The organism is Photobacterium atrarenae (assembly GCF_024380015.1).
GTDB classification, from domain to species: Bacteria; Pseudomonadota; Gammaproteobacteria; order Enterobacterales; family Vibrionaceae; genus Photobacterium; species Photobacterium atrarenae.
The window spans coordinates 1,624,816-1,643,195 of the sequence record NZ_CP101509.1 but is presented as its reverse complement, the minus strand read 5'-3'; the positions used below and the strand labels follow the sequence as shown (position 1 = coordinate 1,643,195).

Annotated in this window: 15 protein-coding genes; 8 read left to right on the top strand and 7 right to left on the bottom strand. The window is 51.8% G+C overall.

Annotation, left to right across the window (positions count from 1 at the left end):
- The first annotated feature begins 75 nt into the window (after positions 1 to 75).
- Positions 76 to 1,026, top strand: coding sequence for a chemotaxis protein CheV (locus tag NNL38_RS23325; protein WP_255391263.1), 951 nt, complete (start codon positions 76 to 78; stop codon positions 1,024 to 1,026).
- A gap of 185 nt (positions 1,027 to 1,211) precedes the next feature.
- On the opposite strand, the gene NNL38_RS23320 is transcribed toward NNL38_RS23325, so the two are convergent.
- Positions 1,212 to 1,421, bottom strand: coding sequence for a hypothetical protein (locus NNL38_RS23320; protein ID WP_255391262.1), 210 nt, complete (start codon positions 1,419 to 1,421; stop codon positions 1,212 to 1,214).
- Positions 1,422 to 1,445: 24 nt separating this feature from the next.
- Positions 1,446 to 2,228, bottom strand: a complete 783-nt coding sequence (gene pdsO / locus NNL38_RS23315) for a sortase-associated OmpA-like protein PdsO (RefSeq protein WP_255391261.1) — start codon at positions 2,226 to 2,228, stop codon at positions 1,446 to 1,448.
- Between the two features lie 248 nt (positions 2,229 to 2,476).
- On the opposite strand from pdsO, the gene pdsR reads away from it, so the two are divergent.
- Both pdsR and pdsS read left to right on the top strand, forming a co-directional pair.
- Complete coding sequence (gene pdsR, locus NNL38_RS23310; protein ID WP_255391260.1) at positions 2,477 to 3,163, top strand: proteobacterial dedicated sortase system response regulator; 687 nt, start codon at positions 2,477 to 2,479, stop codon at positions 3,161 to 3,163.
- On the top strand, positions 3,151 to 5,382 hold the full coding sequence (gene pdsS / locus NNL38_RS23305; RefSeq protein WP_255391258.1) for a proteobacterial dedicated sortase system histidine kinase: 2,232 nt from the start codon (positions 3,151 to 3,153) through the stop codon (positions 5,380 to 5,382). Before pdsR ends, pdsS begins: the two co-directional genes overlap by 13 nt.
- 382 nt (positions 5,383 to 5,764) lie before the next feature.
- Here the strand turns inward: pdsS and NNL38_RS23300 are convergent, their stop codons facing one another.
- From NNL38_RS23300 to NNL38_RS23285, 4 genes are all read right to left on the bottom strand, one after another.
- Positions 5,765 to 6,040, bottom strand: coding sequence for a hypothetical protein (locus tag NNL38_RS23300; RefSeq protein WP_439651405.1), 276 nt, complete (start codon positions 6,038 to 6,040; stop codon positions 5,765 to 5,767).
- 110 nt (positions 6,041 to 6,150) lie between these two features.
- A complete protein-coding gene (ltrA, locus tag NNL38_RS23295; RefSeq protein ID WP_369414613.1) occupies positions 6,151 to 7,443 on the bottom strand; it encodes a group II intron reverse transcriptase/maturase in 1,293 nt (430 codons plus the stop codon).
- Positions 7,444 to 8,058: 615 nt separating this feature from the next.
- Positions 8,059 to 9,177: a glycine cleavage system aminomethyltransferase GcvT gene (gene gcvT, locus NNL38_RS23290; protein WP_255391257.1), complete on the bottom strand. Its 1,119-nt coding sequence runs from the start codon at positions 9,175 to 9,177 to the stop codon at positions 8,059 to 8,061.
- 166 nt (positions 9,178 to 9,343) lie between these two features.
- Positions 9,344 to 9,979 carry a helix-turn-helix domain-containing protein gene (locus NNL38_RS23285; RefSeq protein ID WP_255391256.1) on the bottom strand — a complete coding sequence of 212 codons (636 nt, stop codon included), beginning with the start codon at positions 9,977 to 9,979 and terminating at the stop codon, positions 9,344 to 9,346.
- Positions 9,980 to 10,548: 569 nt separating this feature from the next.
- On the opposite strand from NNL38_RS23285, the gene NNL38_RS23280 reads away from it, so the two are divergent.
- The 5 genes from NNL38_RS23280 (at position 10,549) to NNL38_RS23260 (ending at position 17,731) form a co-directional block, all read left to right on the top strand.
- Entirely contained in the window at positions 10,549 to 11,844 is a 1,296-nt protein-coding gene (locus NNL38_RS23280; protein WP_255391254.1) for a serine hydroxymethyltransferase, read from the top strand.
- Between the two features lie 124 nt (positions 11,845 to 11,968).
- The gene (gene gcvH, locus NNL38_RS23275; protein WP_255391253.1) at positions 11,969 to 12,346 is read left to right on the top strand and encodes a glycine cleavage system protein GcvH; all 378 of its coding nucleotides are present in this window, start codon (positions 11,969 to 11,971) and stop codon (positions 12,344 to 12,346) included.
- A 120-nt stretch (positions 12,347 to 12,466) separates the two neighbouring features.
- Entirely contained in the window at positions 12,467 to 15,346 is a 2,880-nt protein-coding gene (gcvP, locus tag NNL38_RS23270; RefSeq protein WP_255391252.1) for an aminomethyl-transferring glycine dehydrogenase, read from the top strand.
- A gap of 397 nt (positions 15,347 to 15,743) precedes the next feature.
- Positions 15,744 to 16,037 (top strand): hypothetical protein, encoded by a 294-nt coding sequence (locus NNL38_RS23265; protein WP_255391251.1) that lies wholly within the window; start codon positions 15,744 to 15,746, stop codon positions 16,035 to 16,037.
- 152 nt (positions 16,038 to 16,189) lie between these two features.
- The gene (locus NNL38_RS23260) at positions 16,190 to 17,731 is read left to right on the top strand and encodes a hypothetical protein (protein ID WP_255391250.1); all 1,542 of its coding nucleotides are present in this window, start codon (positions 16,190 to 16,192) and stop codon (positions 17,729 to 17,731) included.
- A gap of 159 nt (positions 17,732 to 17,890) precedes the next feature.
- On the opposite strand, the gene NNL38_RS23255 is transcribed toward NNL38_RS23260, so the two are convergent.
- Positions 17,891 to 18,367: a DM13 domain-containing protein gene (locus NNL38_RS23255; RefSeq protein ID WP_255391249.1), complete on the bottom strand. Its 477-nt coding sequence runs from the start codon at positions 18,365 to 18,367 to the stop codon at positions 17,891 to 17,893.
- Positions 18,368 to 18,380: the final 13 nt, after the last annotated feature.

Sequence of the window (18,380 nt, the reverse complement as noted above, 5' to 3'; positions counted from 1 at the left end):
GGGGTGACAATACTGGAATGAGGCCCGTATAATCCGATGAAGTAATTAACAATTCTAAGAGCAGTCGGGCACATTATGGCCAATATTCTCGATTCCGTTGATCAGCGTACGCAGCTTGTCGGTGAAAACCGCCTGGAATTACTTATCTTCCAACTCAATACTGCCCAACTCTTTGCGATCAATGTATTCAAAGTCAAAGAAGTCGTGAAGCTGCCCAAGCTCAACAGCCTTCCCGGCTCTCACCCGAGTATTACCGGTGTCGCCTGTACCCGCGGTCAGTCAATTCCGGTGATCGACTTACGCCAGGCGATTGGGATGCGTCCGGGAGACAACGGCGGCGAGCAAAACATGATCATCACCGAATATAACCGCACCGTTCAAGCCTTTCTGGTCGGCCAGGTGATGAATATTGAGAATATGACCTGGAAAGACATTCAGCCACCACCCAGCCAGGTCGGCCGCAACAACTACCTGACCGCTATTACCAAATTGCAGCGTGACGGGGTTGATCGGCTGGTCAGTATTATTGATGTCGAGAAGGTGCTGGCGGAGATCATCGATTATGACGTCCAGATTTCACAAGGTGTGCTGGATGACGAAATCGCCAACCATTTCCACGGCCAGAAGGTCCTGATTGTTGATGACTCTTCAACTGCCCGGGCTCAGATCCGCGATACCTTGTCTCAATTAGGCTTGCAGATCATTGAAGCCAGTAACGGCCTGATAGCCCTGAACTTGCTGAAGCAATGGTGCGACGAAGGCAAACACATCAATGACGAACTGCTGATGATGTTTACCGATGCCGAAATGCCGGAGATGGATGGCTATAAGCTCACCCATGAAATCCGGAGTGATGCGCGGATGAAAGACCTGCATATTGCCCTGAATACCTCACTCAGCGGCAGCTTCAATGAAGCTATGGTGAAAAAAGTGGGTTGTGATCGCTTTATTTCCAAGTTCCAACCGGATCTGCTGGTCGAAGTGGTTCAGGAGCGTCTGAGAACTGTGTTGTCGGGTCAGTCATAACAGCTTCGAACAATTCACGCGCGGCACATGGTGCTTCGCTTTGGCCGCTCGTGAAATTCTCCGAAGACTCCCCGGCCTGTTGTTCTCCTCCACTTGTATTCCCGTTCATAGCCAGCGGTTTCTAGCAATAAATCAGACTCAAGTGGAGCACGGAAATCTTCAGTAGCACCATGATCCATTGTTGCTCATCCAAGAACATCTGCATGCTCCTCTACCGCAACCTTGCGTGCCGGCAGATCCAGCGATTGCCAGGCTTTTAAGGTTTCACCATGCAAAATATCAATCTGCTGCGCACGCACATCCCCTGACTTCACCGCCAGTTGTAAAACCAGTAATGCCAGAATAAAGAGTGGAAGCACCCAACCCGGTGCTCCCTTTGTTATTTCATGGTTCATTGCTCACCTTTTTCTCAAGTTCTGTCAGTTTGCATTCGCCGTCTGAACAGCCATTTGAGTACTGCGGAGGGTCACGCGTCGATCGAAGAAGTCCCCTTCAAAGCTCTGCTCTGCTTTCAAAGGCTCCTGATCACCGAATGCAGAAGCCAGTACCTGCTCGGGATCAACACCGTGCTGCTCCAGGTAAGTGCGAACAGCTTCAACACGGCGCTTGGACAGCTCATAGTTCTTCATGCTATCGCCCCGGCGATCAGCATAGCCGGATAGCTCCCAGCTCACTTCAGGGGCCTGCTTCATCAGTTCTGCCAACTCATCCAGTTGCGCCATAAACAGCGGCTCAATCACTGCCGATCCGGTCCGGAAATGCACGTTCATTTCCAGACCCAGGTCAATCTGACGGGCTTCCTGCTCCCGCTCGGCGATTCGGGCCTGAATCACTTCCTGTTGTAAACGCGCCAGTTCCATTTGCGAGTCGTTATATTCTGCGCTGATACGCTCAAGTTCAGCATTGCGCGAAGTCAGGGATGACATTTCTTCATCCTGCGCCTGAATGTAGCTGTCCTGCCCAACGGCAGTACCGATAATCCCACCAACAATAGCCCCCACCACAAACCCTGCCGGGCCACCGATCACCGCGCCCATTGCTGCGCCTGAGCCGAGGCCAATCAGCTGTTCATCTTCTGCAACGCTATAGCTGCTTTGTTGCTGGTGATCAGATGACTGCACACTGTCCGCATGAACAGACGTCGTGAAAGTCGAGGCCATCAGTGTGGTGGCGATTAGGGTAGAAATAAGCTGCTTTTTCATGGTGTCTTCCTCATCGGTAAATAAGTGGCGAAGTTCGTGCTTCGCTGCTGTTGATGAGTTCATTTAACCAAGCCGATCTGGCTATCCTGGGGACAAAAAAAGGCAATCTGCTGATCAATTGTGGCAAAAAAAGGGCAATCGCAGCCCTTACCTTTTATCGTGTTTTTTTTGATGTATAGTCAGCACATTGCCACAATTTGCCACCGGATCGAGCACAACGATCCGTACTCAAGCAGCGAAAATGCCTTATGAAGAAAATTGCCATTATCGAAGATGAAACCGCGATCCGCGAAAACTACATGGATGTCCTGGAAAAACACGGCTACCAGGTTCAGGGATTCGATAACCGCCCGGATGCCCAGGCCGCGTTTGAACAATGCTTGCCGGATCTGGCGATCATCGACATCGGTCTGCAAAATGAAATCGATGGTGGCTTTACCCTGTGCCAGGCACTGCGCGCGATGTCGCCGACCATCCCGATTATTTTCCTGACAGCCCGGGACAGTGATTTTGATACCGTATGCGGCCTGCGGATGGGCGCAGATGATTACTTGACCAAAGACATCAGCCTGCCTCACCTGATTGCCCGCATCGCCGCTCTGTTCCGGCGCAGTGATCTACTCGCCACGCCCTCGGAACAAGAAACCCTGATAGAGCGTGGCTCCCTGACTATCGACCAAAACAAGATGCAGGTGTTCTGGGATCAGCAAGCAATCGAGTTGACCGTCACCGAGTTCTGGATGGTGTACGCCCTGGCCAAACGACCGGGCCATGTTAAAAGCCGCCATGATTTAATGGATGAAGCGCAAGTGGTGGTTGATGACAGCACCATCACCTCGCATATCAAGCGGATCCGGAAAAAATTCCTTCAAATTGACAGCAGCTTTGATCGCATCAGCACGGTTTACGGCATGGGTTACCGATGGGGCGAATAAATACATGGCTCAGTGCCCTGCCAAAGCCAACCTTCGGCCTGCGGACCAAAGTGATCCTGATTGCCAGCTTTCTGCTGGTCCTGCCCTGGATCGGCTACAAGTACATTCAGGAAATGGAGCAACTGCTGCGGCAGGGCCAGGAACAGACCTTGATTGGTACCACGCGTGCGGTCGCCACCGCACTAAACGAACGACCTAAGCTGTTCAGCGATCAGGCCAGCTTCCTGGAATCGGTCAAAGTCGGGCGGGATCTGTATGCCTTTGATCTTAATAATCCGATCCAGCTCGATGGCAAACTCAACGACTGGACCGACTATGACGACAAAATGCTGCACTACGGTCGTGAGTATGTACAGTTCAGCCGCCGTCCGTATATGGATAACAGCATCCACTTTCGCCATATGATTGGAAAGTATGATGGTTACCTGTACGCTAGCTTTGCCGTCAGTGACGAGCATCCAATCCTGCGACGTAAAAACGCGACCCGGGTTGATCGCAACGACCACCTAATCCTGGCGATGACTTCGCCCGATGGCGAATTCTACCGCTACGTGATCGCCGCGTACGAAGACGGCTGGGTCAATGCCTGGCAAATCCGGGACGATATTACCGATTCGGCCAACCTGAGCATCCAAACGCAAATCCAGGGCTACTGGAAAACCACCCCGGAAGGCTACAACATTGAGCTCCGCCTACCGCTCTCCTTTATCGGCAACAAACTCGGTTTTGCCCTGTACGATGTGAACAACAGACAAAACCGCGAAATTGATGCCATTATCGGCACTTCCAACACCTCTCATCAACACCGACTCGGAGCGGTCCTGGTGCCTTCCCCGGAAATAGAGCAAATCCTCCAGGGCATGGGTCATACCAGTACCCGGCTATGGGTGATTGATCGCCACCAGCGGGTGCTGGCACAAACCGGCGACATCCAGAAATCCAACGGGGTCTGGTCTACCTCGGTCAAATACGCCAGTCAGGACAATTCCTGGTGGTCCGCCTTTGAAGCACGCTTTCTTCGTCCGCTTTATTACCGTTTTCTGCTCTCTGAACCGAAACCCTTCATCGACACCGGCAATGATGCCAGTCTGATCCGCGGGGTACATATCTCGCAAGCTCTTACCGGACGCGGTTATTCCCACTGGCGTCCGTCTGCCGACGGCAAAACGATGATCCTGGCCGCCGCCTACCCGATCTGGCTCGATAACAATGTGATGGGCGCGGTGGTGGCCGAAGAAACCACCATCGGCATTCAGACCCTGCGCAACCGGGCGCTGGAGCAACTGTTCAATTCTATTATTGCCATTATCCTCATCGGCACGCTGACACTGTTTCTGTTCGCCTCAAAAATCTCATCACGGATCCGCCGCCTGCGCGACGAAGCCGAGCAAGCTATTGACAGCCAGGGCCGGATCCAACAGCCCATTTCACCAACCCGAGAAACCGATGAGATCGGCGATTTATCCCGCAGTCTGGCTGGGATGGTCGGCCGCCTGGGTCAATATAATCATTATCTGGAAAACCTCTCGTCACGGCTCTCACACGAGCTGCGCACCCCGGTGGCTGTGGTGCGCTCTTCGATTGAAAACCTATCGTTGCAGGCAACGGATGAGCGCTCACAGCGCTATATCGACCGGGCTCAGGATGGCATTCAACGTCTGAGCACTATTCTGTCGAGCATGACGGAAGCCACCCGGATTGAGCAAAGCCTGCAAGGGGCAGAGAAAGAGCGATTTCCGTTTAATGAACTGGTCACGGGCTGTGTGCACGGCTATCAGATGGCTTTCCCGAATCAACGTTTTTCACTTGATATCAAGCAAGCGGAGATTGAGGTGATCGGCGCGCCGGATTATCTGGCGCAGCTGCTGGATAAACTGGTCGCCAATGCCGAAGACTTCAGTACTGATGAGGACGCAATTGAGGTAAGTCTCACGGAGTCCACGACAATGGCGCTGTTGACGGTCAGCAACCGCGGGCCGCTGCTACCGAAAAATATGTCCGATCAGCTGTTCAACTCCATGGTTTCAGTCCGGCCCCAGGACAAACAGACCAAACCGCATTTGGGACTGGGACTCTTTATCGCCCGGCTGATTACCGATTTTCATCAGGGCACCATCGCGCTGAGGAACCGGGACGATCTCCAAGGTGTCGAAGCCGTCATTTGCCTGCCCAAGGCACCAGCCGTGAGCAACACCGATATGGCAACCCGTGAAGCCTAACGCGGCGGCAAGACATCACCGGCAAACGGACAGCCCAGAGACGAAAAAAGCACCCGAAATGGGTGCTTTTCATATTCAGCGCTGTCCCGGCCGTGTCGGGAGGACGATTCTGGATGCGCTCAAACGCGAGCACCCATTAAGCCGTTGCCGTGCAAGCCAGGTTAAACAACCCGATCGCAGCGGTAATCGCTGCGATACCCATCAACACTTCAAAGAAGACATTTTTCATCTGCACTCCTGCATTTCAATCTACGAACCTTGTCAGCCTCGATCATCCTTATCGAGCCCGCTGTTCAGAAATACTAACGGCTGCGACTAAATCTCACCTGAACAAATGGCAACTCATGACGTCGACAAACCCAGGTATCGTCCCGGAACGTCATCAATCTGCGGCTGATGCCGGCTGATCTTGCCACTGCAACGAACGGCTTGCGTCATCTTGATCATCAACCTGGGCCATTAGTTCCTGTTCTTTTTTTTCGATGGCCTGATACTGAGCGTCACACACACTTGTTGTCGTTCTGTCCTGTCCATAAGTGTCTGTGCAACGTTCCATGTACTCTTCGTAAGACATCAACAGGCTTTCTGACTGCGCGGTCACCGCCATCAATATGGCACACCCTACCGTTAAAAATGCAAACAATTTCATCGTCTTCACACCAAGGTCATTCAACCTCTTTAAGTGAAGCTGATCCTCGAACAAGACGCTTGTTTAATTATGAGACAAAATCACATCGAGTAGGAGGAGGCCTCACGGCCTCCGTCCTCTCACACCACCGTACAAGCGTGGGTCGCATACGGCGGTTCCGAATATATTTTCAGTGACTCGTACCCATCTCGCAACGAGTACTGACCCATCTCCTTGAACCATTTCATTGGCATGGCCTGATTGAGCTGGGGCGATAAAGCCAAGTGCCACCACCCTTTATCTGACATCGCCAGCTTCCACGCATTGCGTTCGCTTACACTCTCTTGGCGTAACCATGTCGCTATGCTGTATCTGCGCTTGCGCTGCTTGAGGCGATAGCACCGTAAGCGCCGCCTTATCCATTCATCCAAGCGCTGCATCGCGCTTTTCCGTATGGCAAGCTTGAAATAGTGTTGCCAACCTCTTAGGTATTGAGTGAGTTCGACTAGGACTGTCTTCAACTCTCGCCCTCGATTCCGCTTCGTTATTTGACGCACTCGCTTCTTCATCTGAGTTTGTGCTGTCTTCGAGATATGGATGCTTCCATCTCGTTGAAAGCGATGGCCTAGGTAAGTCCGCTCTGTCACTCTCGTTGCCGCACTTTTCTCACGGTTAACCCTGAGTTTCAGTTTCTGCTCCAAGAACTCCGTGATTGAGGCTTTTACTCGATTGGCGGCTTCCTCACTGTGCACGTAGATTTGGCAGTCGTCTGCATATCGGCAGAACTTATGCCCTCTTCGCTCAAGCTCTTTATCCAACTCATCTAATACGATATTTGATAGCAGCGGAGATAATGGTCCACCCTGTGGCGTCCCTCGTTGCCTCTGCTCAACTAACCCGTTTCGCATTATGCCTGCCTGTAGGTATGACCTGACCAGCTTCAGGACCCGTTTATCTGTGATGTCCTCCGATAGCCTGTGCATCAGTTTATCGTGGTTCACAGTATCGAAGTATTTCGCCAGGTCTATGTCGACTACATAACCCCGCCCCTCCCTGATGTAGTGGCTTGCTGCCACCAATGCATGGTGGGCACTGCGGTTAGGCCTGAACCCATAACTGTTGCTTGAGAACTGAGGTTCGTAGATATCTGTCAGTACTGAGGTAATGGCCTGTTGGACTACCCTATCAAGTACAGTTGGGATACTTAGCTGCCTCACTCCCCCGCTAGGTTTGGGAATTTCTACACCCAGAACGGGTTGCGGTTGGTAGCTCCCGTCCAGAAGGCTCTGGCGGAGCGCTTGCCCATTAGAAGACTGCCGAAGCATCGAGATAGTCGCTGTTATGTCGAGTTTATCAACCCCAGCACATCCCTTGTTCTTCTTCACTCTTCTCAGGGCTTGGTTCAGATTTGTTGAGGAGCAGATCCGCTCCATCAACTGAGTTGAGATCACCAAGACTCGTCCTCCTGTCTACGCCGATCATGCTTGTCATTCTTCGTGGCCATGAGCGTCACTTGCGGTGTTGCCCAGTAGTACGTAGAGATGTTGCTCATCTTGCTATGACCCCACATGATTGAGTGTCTAGTGACTGCTTCTTGATATATTCAGTTCCGGCCTTCCCTTGGGTTGTACTTCCCCAAGGTACTATGCCTTCTGCTGACTTCTTATTACCCGTCACACAACATCACTGTTGTATTAGTCTCATCCGAGACAGGTCGTAAGATCTCCCGAGGTAAGACGTTGTTCTTTCCCTTGGCTGTGCCTGATTTACCCGTACACACTTCCCGTCGAGGCATTGGGCTGTTCTATATATTGCTAGGTTACCCAAGTTGTACTGGCCTACTATCAGGTTTCTGTTCGTCACACCCAAGTTTTGCCGTTTGCTTCCTTCAGATCCCACCTCACGGTGGGCACCCTTGCATAGGCTAACGGTTCTCGCTCGACTGAGCCCGTAGAGGACTTTCACCTCCTAGAACAACGCCATGCTCGGCGCACAATAAAGAAAAAGGAGCACAAGGCTCCTTTTTCGTCTTTAATTCAACAAGATAGTTAACCGCGGTAGTAGTTTTGCGGTACGAATGGCATTTTTTCTACTGTCATTGGTAGTTTTTTGCCGCGCACTTCAGCGAAGACTTCGGTACCAATCGCTGCCAGCTCAGTTTTCACGTAAGCCATGGCTACCGGAGCACCTTTCGTCGGACCAAAGGTACCGCTGGTGACGATGCCGATTTCGTTTTCATCAGCATCAAACAGCTTGCTGCCTTCACGCACCGGCGCTTTCGACTGACCAATCAGGCCAACACGCTTGCGCGACACATCTTTGGTTTTAATCTGCTCCAGGATCAAGTCAGCACCCGGGAAGCCTCCTGCACGCTCACCGTCAGCGCGACGTGGTTTGCTGATCCCCCACAGCAGACTCGCTTCAACCGGCGTAGTTGTGGTGTCGATATCGTGGCCATACAGGCACAAACCACACTCCAGACGCAGTGAGTCACGCGCGCCCAGACCAATCCACTCAACTTCCGCTTGCGACAACAGCTCACGCGCCAGCGCTTCCGATTTGTCCGCCGGCACCGAGATTTCATAGCCGTCTTCACCGGTGTAGCCTGAACGGCTGACCAGACACTCAACGCCCATGAGCTCAACCTTGGCCGCATCCATGAAGACCATATCGCTGACAGCCGGGTTCAGTCGCGCCAGCACTTCTGCCGCTTTCGGCCCCTGAAGCGCCAGCAGCGCACGATCTTCAATCAGCTCCAGCTCGACGTCGGCAGGCATATTCGCTTTCAGGTGGGCGATATCCTGCGCTTTGCATGCCGCATTGACCACAACAAACAGATGATCGCCAAAGTTGGTGACCATCAGATCATCCAGGATACCGCCTTGCTCGTTGGTAAAGAACGCATAACGTTGTTTCCCGGCCGGCAGGTCGATAATATCCACCGGCACCAGCGCTTCCAGGGCCTTGGCTGCATTTTCACCATGCAAACGCAATTGGCCCATGTGAGACACATCAAACAGCCCGGCCGCTTCACGACAGTGGATATGCTCTTTCCGAACGCCCAACGCATACTGCACAGGCATATCATAGCCAGCAAAAGGAACCATTTTTGCACCCATTTCGATATGTAGTGCATGTAGCGGTGTTACCAGTAATTCTTGAGACATACGTTTTACTCCGTTAACCGCGAGCTGTGCGGCTATTATCCTTATCGTTTGTTGCGGTGATGTTAAACCAGTTTTCTTATAGTAAACAAAGTTTCCTGATGAACAAATTGTGCCACATCACAGAATTTCACAATGACAGTGAAAAACCTGACACCGGAACCGCAATTTAAGAGGCGGTCACCCAGAGGATCAGCGCATCTTCTTCACTGACCGAGACCAGCATGTGCCCCATGGTGGCATCATAGTAGACAGAGTCGCCTTCACTCAGGCTGACCGGCTCATAGAACTCGGAAAAGAACGTAATTTCCCCCGACAGCACCAGAAGAAACTCTTCCCCGTCATGGCGGATCCAATCCGAATAGTCTTCAAACTGACGTGCCCGGATCCGCGACTTGAACGGCATCATCTTTTTCTTAGTCAGCTGAGTCGCCAGCAGCTCATGCTCGTAAGTCGAAGTCGGATGCGGCTTCCCTTCATCCCGCCGGGTAATGTCCCGCCGGCCCGTAGCGACAATCTGTTTCGGCGGCGCAAACAGCTGCGGAATATCAATATTAAGCCCGATTGCCAGCTTCTGCATTGCCTGAAAGGTCGGAGAGATCTGCTCATTTTCAATTTTCGACAGCGTCGAACGTGCCAGACCGGTTCTTTTGCTGGCTTCCTCCAGCGTCAGACCCAGCGACATCCGGATATCCTTCAACCGTTTGCCGAGTTGCAACGGTTCAATCTTTTCCTCTTTCTCAGCCCCTTGCTCTTTCGCTACTGTCATCGATGGATACACATCCACCTGGTGTTCATCACTCATTTCACCTCTCCTTGGTACTGCTTTCATTTCATTCTGGCATAGCCGATCTGAAACTCAAAAGCGCACCAAGTAAAAAAGTTTGACCGACTCGACACATTTGAAACAAAGTTTCCTAAAGGAAACTTGGGTGGTATTGATGGCTTTTTCAACAAGAGTCAACTGGAAATCATCTGATCGCCAGAATATGCACACAATTCATTCTCAAACCTGAAGATTGCTCAAACCCCTTTTGGTAAAAGGGCTTATCGCTGACAACTGTTCGCAAAATCATCCGGTCCAGGAAACTTTCTTTGCTAAAATTTGCCGACATCATAGATTTTTGCATGACAAGACGCAAACGTTTGCTTAAAATGGCGAGCACTAAAGTGAACAAGGTTACACTATTGGAAATTTCCGTTTGATCGGCTATCTATAGAAAGGTATGTTACGCAGTTGTTAGGGTCAGTCGATAAAGTTTGTTTCTTCTGATTGAAGCACTTAGCTGCCAACATTATCCAAAACAACGAATCAGCCAACGGCGCTGTCACAAAATGGAACACCCACTAGGGCGCATTTGAGGATAACGTGAAATGAAAGCTTCATACCAAAACCACGATTTAGAGATGTTCTTTTCCACCAACCTGGCTCAGGTGGATGGGGCCGTCAATGCCGGTATCAACGCGGAACTGGATCGCCAGAACCAGCAAATTGAACTGATCGCCTCTGAAAACATTGTCTCCAAAGCAGTGATGCAGGCACAAGGCAGCTGCCTGACCAACAAATATGCCGAAGGCTACGCCGGTCGCCGTTACTACGGTGGTTGCGAGCATGTCGATGAAGTCGAGCGCATCGCGATCAGCCGTGCCAAACAACTTTTCCAGTGTGAGTATGTCAATGTTCAGCCGCACTCGGGGGCACAAGCCAACGGTGCCGTGATGCTGGCGCTGCTTCAGCCGGGCGATACCATTTTAGGGATGTCGCTGGATGCCGGTGGTCACCTGACGCACGGTGCTCGCCCTGCCCTGTCCGGCAAATGGTTCAACGCCGTTCAATACGGTGTCAGCCAGGATAACTGCGAGATTGATTACGAGCAGGTTCGCGAGCTGGCGATTGAAAGCCAACCGAAAATGATTATTGCCGGGGGCTCCGCCATTCCGCGCCAAATCGATTTCGCAAAATTCCGTGCCATCGCCGATGAAGTAGGCGCCTACCTGATGGTGGACATGGCGCACATTGCCGGCCTGATTGCTGCCGGTGAGCATCCAAGCCCACTACCGCATGCTCATGTGGTCACGACAACAACACACAAAACGCTGCGCGGTCCGCGCGGTGGCATGATCCTGACCAACCACGAAGACATCAACAAGAAGATCAACTCAGCAGTCTTCCCTGGCCTGCAAGGCGGTCCACTGATGCATGTGATTGCCGGTAAAGCCGTTGCCCTGGGTGAAGCCCTGGAGCCGGAATTTAAAATCTATATCAAAAATGTGATTAATAACGCGAAAGTTTTGGCCGAAGTGCTGCAAGCTCGCGGTTGCGATATTGTCACAGGCGGCACTGACACGCACCTGATGCTGGTTGACCTGCGTCCGAAAGGCCTGAAAGGCAACCAGGTTGAAGAAGCGCTGGAGCGGGCCGGTATTACCTGTAACAAGAATGGCATTCCATTTGACCCGGAAAAGCCGATGGTCACCTCTGGGATCCGCTTGGGCACCCCTGCCGGTACCAGCCGCGGTTTCGGTGTTGAAGAATTCAAACAAATTGGCGAATGGATCGGCGATGTCCTGGACGGACTGGCTGCCAATCCTGAAGACAACAGTGACGTTGAACAACGAGTGAAGCAGCAGGTACAGAAACTGTGCGGCCGTTTCCCGCTGTATCATTGATCAACAAGGACAAGACCATGGATCCCTACGGTCCCTGGTCCCTGTAATGGAAATCCTGGCCCGGGCAGTGACCGGGCCTGAAAATTGACAAGAAAATGCATAAGCATTGCGCAAGGAGTTATAAATGGAAAATTTGAAGTTCGCTGAAAGCCACGAGTGGGTGCGTGACAATGGTGACGGTACCGTGACGATGGGGATCTCTGATCACGCGCAAGGCCTGCTGGGCGATGTCGTATTCGTCGACCTTCCGGAAGTTGGTGATTCAACAGAAGCCGGTGAGTCTTTCTCTCTGGTCGAGTCTGTAAAAGCTGCCTCTGACATTTATGCGCCTGTGACCGGTGAAATTGTTGAAATCAACGAAGAGCTGGAAGATAGCCCTGAGCTGATCAACGAAGAACCGTATGAAGGTGGCTGGATTGCTAAAATCAAAGTTGAAGATGTTGAAGAGCTAAGCAAGCTTATCGACGGCGAGAAATATCTGGCGTCTATCGAAGAAGATTAATGAAACACCGGCTTTTAAGACCTAACCCCTTAAAAGCCGTTTTTCAATCCACTCTCGATGACTTCCCGCTAGCGTGCAATTGCTCAGGCACGACTAGCAGCAACCGTTCAGGAAAGAACCATGACCGACATGACTCTTCTAAATGCATTAAGCGATGATAAGGAATTCGCTGGCCGCCACAATGGCCCGGATTCAGCACAACAAAAAACTATGCTGGAAACAATTGGTGTTGCCAGCGTCGATCAGCTTATTGAGGAAACCGTCCCGGCAGCCATCCGCCTGCCAGAGCCGATGAAGCTGGATCAGCCGCTCAGCGAAGCTGATCTGCTGGCTTCTCTGAAAGCGATTGCAAGCAAGAACGTGATTAACCGTAGTTATATCGGTCAGGGTTACTACAACACTTTCACACCGAACGTCATTCTGCGCAATGTCCTGGAAAACCCGGGCTGGTACACCGCTTATACTCCTTATCAGCCGGAAATCTCCCAGGGCCGCTTGGAGTCTCTGCTGAACTACCAGCAGATGATCATGGATCTGACCGGTATGGAACTGGCGAATGCCTCCCTGCTGGATGAAGCGACCGCTGCAGCCGAAGCCATGACCCTGTGTCAGCGTGCCGGTAAGAGCAAGAGCAAAGCCTTCTTCGTTTCTGACGACCTGCACCCACAAACCATTGACGTGGTTCGCACCCGTGCCGGCTACATCGGCATTGAGATCATCAGCGGTTCAATCGACGAGCTGGACAGCCACGACGTGTTTGGTGCCCTGCTACAATACCCGGGCACAACCGGCCGGGTCGTTGACCTGAGCGACGTGATTGAAAAAGCCCATGCGAAGAAAACCCTGGTTGCAGTTGCCTCTGATCTGCTGGCTCTGACGGTGCTGAAGTCGCCAGGTGAAATGGGCGCGGATGTCGTGATCGGTTCAGCCCAGCGCTTCGGCGTACCGATGGGCTTTGGCGGTCCACACGCCGGCTTCATGGCGACCAAAGACAAGCACAAGCGAACCATGCCAGGTCGTGTGATTGGTGTTTCCAAAGACAGCAAAGACAACCCGGCCCTGCGCATGGCGATGCAAACCCGTGAGCAGCATATCCGTCGTGAGAAAGCGACCTCAAATATCTGTACTGCGCAGGCACTGCTGGCCAACATGGCTGCGTTCTACGCCCTGTACCACGGTCCTGAAGGTCTGCGTAAGATCGGCCGTCGCGTTCACCACCTGACCGCGATCCTGGCCGCCGGCCTGCGTAACTCAGGCATTGAACTGGCGAACGACAGCTTCTTCGATACCCTGACGCTGAACACAGGTAAGAAAACAAACGAATTCTACAAAAAAGCGCTGGATGCGGGCATCAACCTGCGTAAATACGACAATCAGCTGGGCATCAGCCTGGATGAGACCACTAAGGTTGAAGATGTCGAAGAACTGCTGGCCCTGTTCAGCGGTGACGAGCTGAAGGCGTCGATGTTCACCGCAGATATCGCCGCGGATGAGTTCGCAGCCATTCCGGAAAGCTGCCGTCGTACCAGCAAGTACCTGACCCACCCTGTTTTCAGCGCGTATCACAGCGAAAGCCTGATGATGCGTTACATGAAAAAGCTGGAAAACAAAGACTACTCACTGACCCACGGCATGATTCCGCTGGGCAGCTGTACCATGAAGCTCAATGCTGCGGCCGAGATGATCCCAATCACCTGGCCGGAATTTGGAGCCCTGCACCCGTTCGCGCCGGCCGACCAGGCCAAAGGCTACGCTGAGCTGACTGACAAGCTGTCTGAAATGCTGTGCTCCGTAACCGGCTACGATGCTTTCTCCTTGCAGCCGAACTCTGGTGCACAAGGTGAATACGCCGGTCTGATCGCGATTCAGCGTTACCATGAAGCCAACGGCGACAGCCACCGCAACGTGTGCCTGATCCCAAGCTCAGCTCACGGGACGAACCCGGCTTCTGCGGCCATGGTCTCAATGAAAGTTGTAGTCGTTGGCTGTGATGAGCAAGGCAACATCGATGTTGACGATCTGAAAGCGAAGATCGAAAAACACCGTGATAACCTGTCGTGCATCATGATCACCTACCCGTCGACGCACGGCGTGTACGAAGAAACAGTTCAGGAAGTCTGTGAACTGGTTCATGAAGCCGGCGGTCAGGTCTATCTGGACGGCGCCAACATGAACGCCCAGGTTGGCCTGACCAACCCTGGCTTCATCGGCTCTGACGTTTCGCACCTGAACCTGCACAAGACCTTCTGCATCCCGCACGGTGGTGGCGGTCCGGGCATGGGTCCGATTGGTGTGAAATCTCACCTGGCACCATTCCTGCCGGGCCACGTTGAGAGCTCAGAAAACGACAACAAGCAGTTTGCCGTCTCTGCTGCAAACTTCGGCTCCGCGTCGATTCTGCCAATCTCTTACGCCTACATCGCGATGATGGGTGAAAGCGGCCTGACCGAAGCGACCAAGCTGGCGATCCTGAACGCCAACTACATCATGGAGCGTCTGCGTCCGCACTACCCGGTTCTGTACCGTGGTACCCATGGCCGCGTCGCCCACGAGTGTATTATCGACATTCGCCCAATCAAAGAAGCGTCCGGCATCAGCGAAGAAGATGTTGCCAAGCGTCTGATGGACTACGGTTTCCACGCACCGACCATGTCCTTCCCGGTTGCCGGTACTCTGATGATCGAACCAACCGAGTCAGAAGATCTGGCCGAGCTGGATCGCTTCTGTGACGCGATGATTGCCATCCGCCATGAAATCGCCCGCGTCCAGGACGGCGAGTGGGATCTGAAAGACAACCCGCTGGTCAACGCACCGCACACCCAGGCGGATCTGATGGAAGCCGAGTGGAATCGCAGCTACAGCCGCGAGCTGGGTTGCTTCCCGTCAGCGCAGACCAAAGCAGCCAAGTACTGGCCGACCGTCAACCGCGTCGACAACGTGTTTGGTGATCGGAACCTGGTCTGCTCATGCCCAGGCATCGAGAACTACATGGAAGACTAATCGGGTTAAGCCCTGCTCACGCAGCGGGGTCACTTGAAATAAAAAGGCGAACTACTCGGTTCGCCTTTTTGTTGCTGTTCGTTTCAGGGGATGACTATCTCAACGGCTATCAGCGCGTAATCGATAACTCAGACTCAGCCTATCCTTCAGCTCACGACCCATTCAGCTTTCTTCATCATTTTTTACAACAAGCTGGGATATGACGAGGCCAGCACCAATCCCAATCAAAATCGATGCCATAAACAATAACCCCGATGTATCGAGCAATAAAGCAGCTGACGGCGATAACTACAATGATAGCTTTGGTTACTGTGCTCCCAAGATCCAAACGAAAATTTGCAGACAGCAACTGAACTGGATATATTCGTCCGATTTCATACTAGCAAGGAAGATGGTGATGGACACGCCAACTATATCCGAACCCAAGATCGTTCAACGTTACGGCCACCCTCGGTGGATCTGTAGCAACACCGCCACCCAGCTCACCTACAGCAGTGATGACCGTTTCTTACTCAGCTATTACCGCAGCAACTACACCAACGTCCAGAGCAGGATTGAAATCTTCAATGCCGATACGGGCCAGGCGATTCACGAGCTGACATCCATTAACGCGCGGCACTTCGCCACAGCTCAAAATAAGTTACTGCTGGCCGATACAGCCCACCTCTACCCGCAGCCTATGATGATCTGAAAAGCACCATCAGTCAGGAATTCGATAAGGACATTGTCGCCATTGCCCTGAGCAATGATGCCCAAACACTGGCCGTCGCCTTTCACGATAACAGCTTCATCCTCCTCGACTCCGCACTAACAATTCTGGCCGAGCTCCGAATTGAGCACTCCGTGAACGCGTTGTATTTTTTAGATCAAAGTTCCGACGCGCCGGCGCAGCTCGCCATTTCTGCTAGCACCAACCGAACCCATCGTTTGTTCCTGCTTCACTTGTCTGACTATTCAATGTTAGAGCTGAAAGGGGCGCGAGCCAAAATCAGCCAGGTTTTTGCCACGGGTAACAGCGTGTACGCCGCGGGGGGAAAATCAATCCTGGCTTGGCCACGCACAGGCGGAAAAGCAGCGGCATTATTTCAATGTGACCACAACAGTCAGTTGGTTGGGCTGCATAACAGCATATTAGTGATCAAGCAAAGCGATAAAATGCTCTCCGCCATTGATCGCCACAACGGCGAAGAACGGTGGCAACATCCCTTAATCACCTATTCGATGGTGTGCATGCGTCAGAATCGTCTCGCGATAGACTACCGGGGTGAACTGCTCATACTCGACAGCGAGCGAGGTGATCTCATCCAAAAAACGACCTGCGCTCCGTTTGTCAGCAATATTGCGCTCAACCACCGGGCCGACCGTCTTAGCCTAAGTGGTCATGGCCACCGCATCAATCATTGGTCGCTGGACAACGCCGAAATCACTCCGGCTAACAACCCTGACGGAGAGATCAAGCAATTGTATATCATTGACAGCGAACGCTGGGTGAGCGCGCACAATGATCAGATACTCTTTTGGAACAAACACCATCACCAGCCATACAAGACCATCTACCCGTCGAGCATCAGCTTTAATACGTTTGTGATCGACGATGAACGAGAGCAGCTCTGGGTCGCCGGCAGCAAACTTCAATGCTATTGCCTGAACTCGGGAAAGCTGCTGTCTAATTTTGTCAACCATTATCCGACCCCGTGCCGCGTACTCCGCATTATTGATGATCGGCGACTGCTCTTTGTGAGCGAAGGAGGTCGACGTAACCTGGGTCATTTATTGGTCGTCTCCCGCGACAATGGCGAAGTCCTCCATCGAGAACGGATCGAGATGATGTTCTTCGATGCAGTACGCGAAGGGAACAACTTTTACTTATCCGCCAAAAGTGGCCCGCAATATCGATTTGATGTCAGTGATTACAGCTACACGCGGGTGACAGATTATGCTTCGCGGCTCAGTCACGGTGGCTTATATATTAACCACAACCCAATCCGCACTGCAACGCCGTTACACCAAGTTTATATAGAATACGGCGCAGAACCCGATCTGCCCGAATCGCAAAATCGTTGCTGTATTTTCACGGCAACTGATGTAAACAATGACCGCTTAATGATCCCTCAACTGCGGTTCGATGATCTCATCACCTGCGCGCACATCTTTGCTGACGACAAACGCGCCGTACTCGCGATGAGAAAAAAAGAAAAAACCTCGCCGTCGCAGCCGCAATACCTACAGGTTGTTGAATTAGAGAGCGCTGCTGTCACAGCACGGTTAACCTTAGATATTGAAGGGATCAATGATGCTTATATAGACTTATTGTACCCCGTAAACGAGAACGAAGTATTCGTAGGATATAATAACGGCATTATTTTATTAGTCCGTTTTAAGTAATCACAAACACAGGACTTAGAAGCGGAACAGAGAGCCTTTATCAAGTTCCGCTTTTTACTTTTTGTTATTTTCAACACACATTCAGCGCCAGACTAATTACGATGACCTGCCCTCACCTTGGATATAAATCTTGTAGCGCGATTTTTAGGTCAATCGATACTATTGGTACTTCGCTGATGTAATAAATTCACCAAATGTCTCACACCACACTACGACAGTATTATATCGCGACAAGTCAATATCTTGTGGTACGCTGACTACAAAGTTTTCAAAAGTCTCAACATCCCCCACGAACGCCATCTCAGTTTTCAATCGATTAAAATCAACTTCAGTTTCAACAAATTCTGGTGACAGATAAAGCTTGTAATCAGGGCCAGGTGCAAGACTACCCGCTAATGTAATAAAATCAGAGGTAATGGAAACTTGGCCTTCACCCCAGTGAAAGGTATCGCTATCTTTGAGGTCTTTTTTAAAAGTCGCTGAATATAGTGCTTGAGAAGATATTTTAGTGATTTCAGACTCGGTTGGTGATGGTGGTGCAATGAGAATAGGAAGTAGATACATCCCTAACGCAACGCCAACCCCTCCCACGGATAAGTGAGACACAATAAGTGTTATTATTTTTCTTCGCTTCATAATCATACCAATT

Excerpts from the sequence above, each read along its gene's own strand:
- NNL38_RS23285 (WP_255391256.1), bottom strand. The coding sequence starts at position 9,979 with ATGAGTGATGAACACCAGGTGGATGTGTATCCATCGATGACAGTAGCG.
- pdsS (WP_255391258.1), top strand. The coding sequence starts at position 3,151 with ATGGGGCGAATAAATACATGGCTCAGTGCCCTGCCAAAGCCAACCTTC.
- gcvP (WP_255391252.1), top strand. The coding sequence starts at position 12,467 with ATGACCGACATGACTCTTCTAAATGCATTAAGCGATGATAAGGAATTC.
- NNL38_RS23325 (WP_255391263.1), top strand. The coding sequence starts at position 76 with ATGGCCAATATTCTCGATTCCGTTGATCAGCGTACGCAGCTTGTCGGT.
- gcvT (WP_255391257.1), bottom strand. The coding sequence starts at position 9,177 with ATGTCTCAAGAATTACTGGTAACACCGCTACATGCACTACATATCGAA.
- NNL38_RS23265 (WP_255391251.1), top strand. The coding sequence starts at position 15,744 with ATGGACACGCCAACTATATCCGAACCCAAGATCGTTCAACGTTACGGC.
- gcvH (WP_255391253.1), top strand. The coding sequence starts at position 11,969 with ATGGAAAATTTGAAGTTCGCTGAAAGCCACGAGTGGGTGCGTGACAAT.
- pdsO (WP_255391261.1), bottom strand. The coding sequence starts at position 2,228 with ATGAAAAAGCAGCTTATTTCTACCCTAATCGCCACCACACTGATGGCC.
- NNL38_RS23255 (WP_255391249.1), bottom strand. The coding sequence starts at position 18,367 with ATGAAGCGAAGAAAAATAATAACACTTATTGTGTCTCACTTATCCGTG.
- NNL38_RS23320 (WP_255391262.1), bottom strand. The coding sequence starts at position 1,421 with ATGAACCATGAAATAACAAAGGGAGCACCGGGTTGGGTGCTTCCACTC.
- ltrA (WP_369414613.1), bottom strand. The coding sequence starts at position 7,443 with ATGGAGCGGATCTGCTCCTCAACAAATCTGAACCAAGCCCTGAGAAGA.
- pdsR (WP_255391260.1), top strand. The coding sequence starts at position 2,477 with ATGAAGAAAATTGCCATTATCGAAGATGAAACCGCGATCCGCGAAAAC.
- NNL38_RS23280 (WP_255391254.1), top strand. The coding sequence starts at position 10,549 with ATGAAAGCTTCATACCAAAACCACGATTTAGAGATGTTCTTTTCCACC.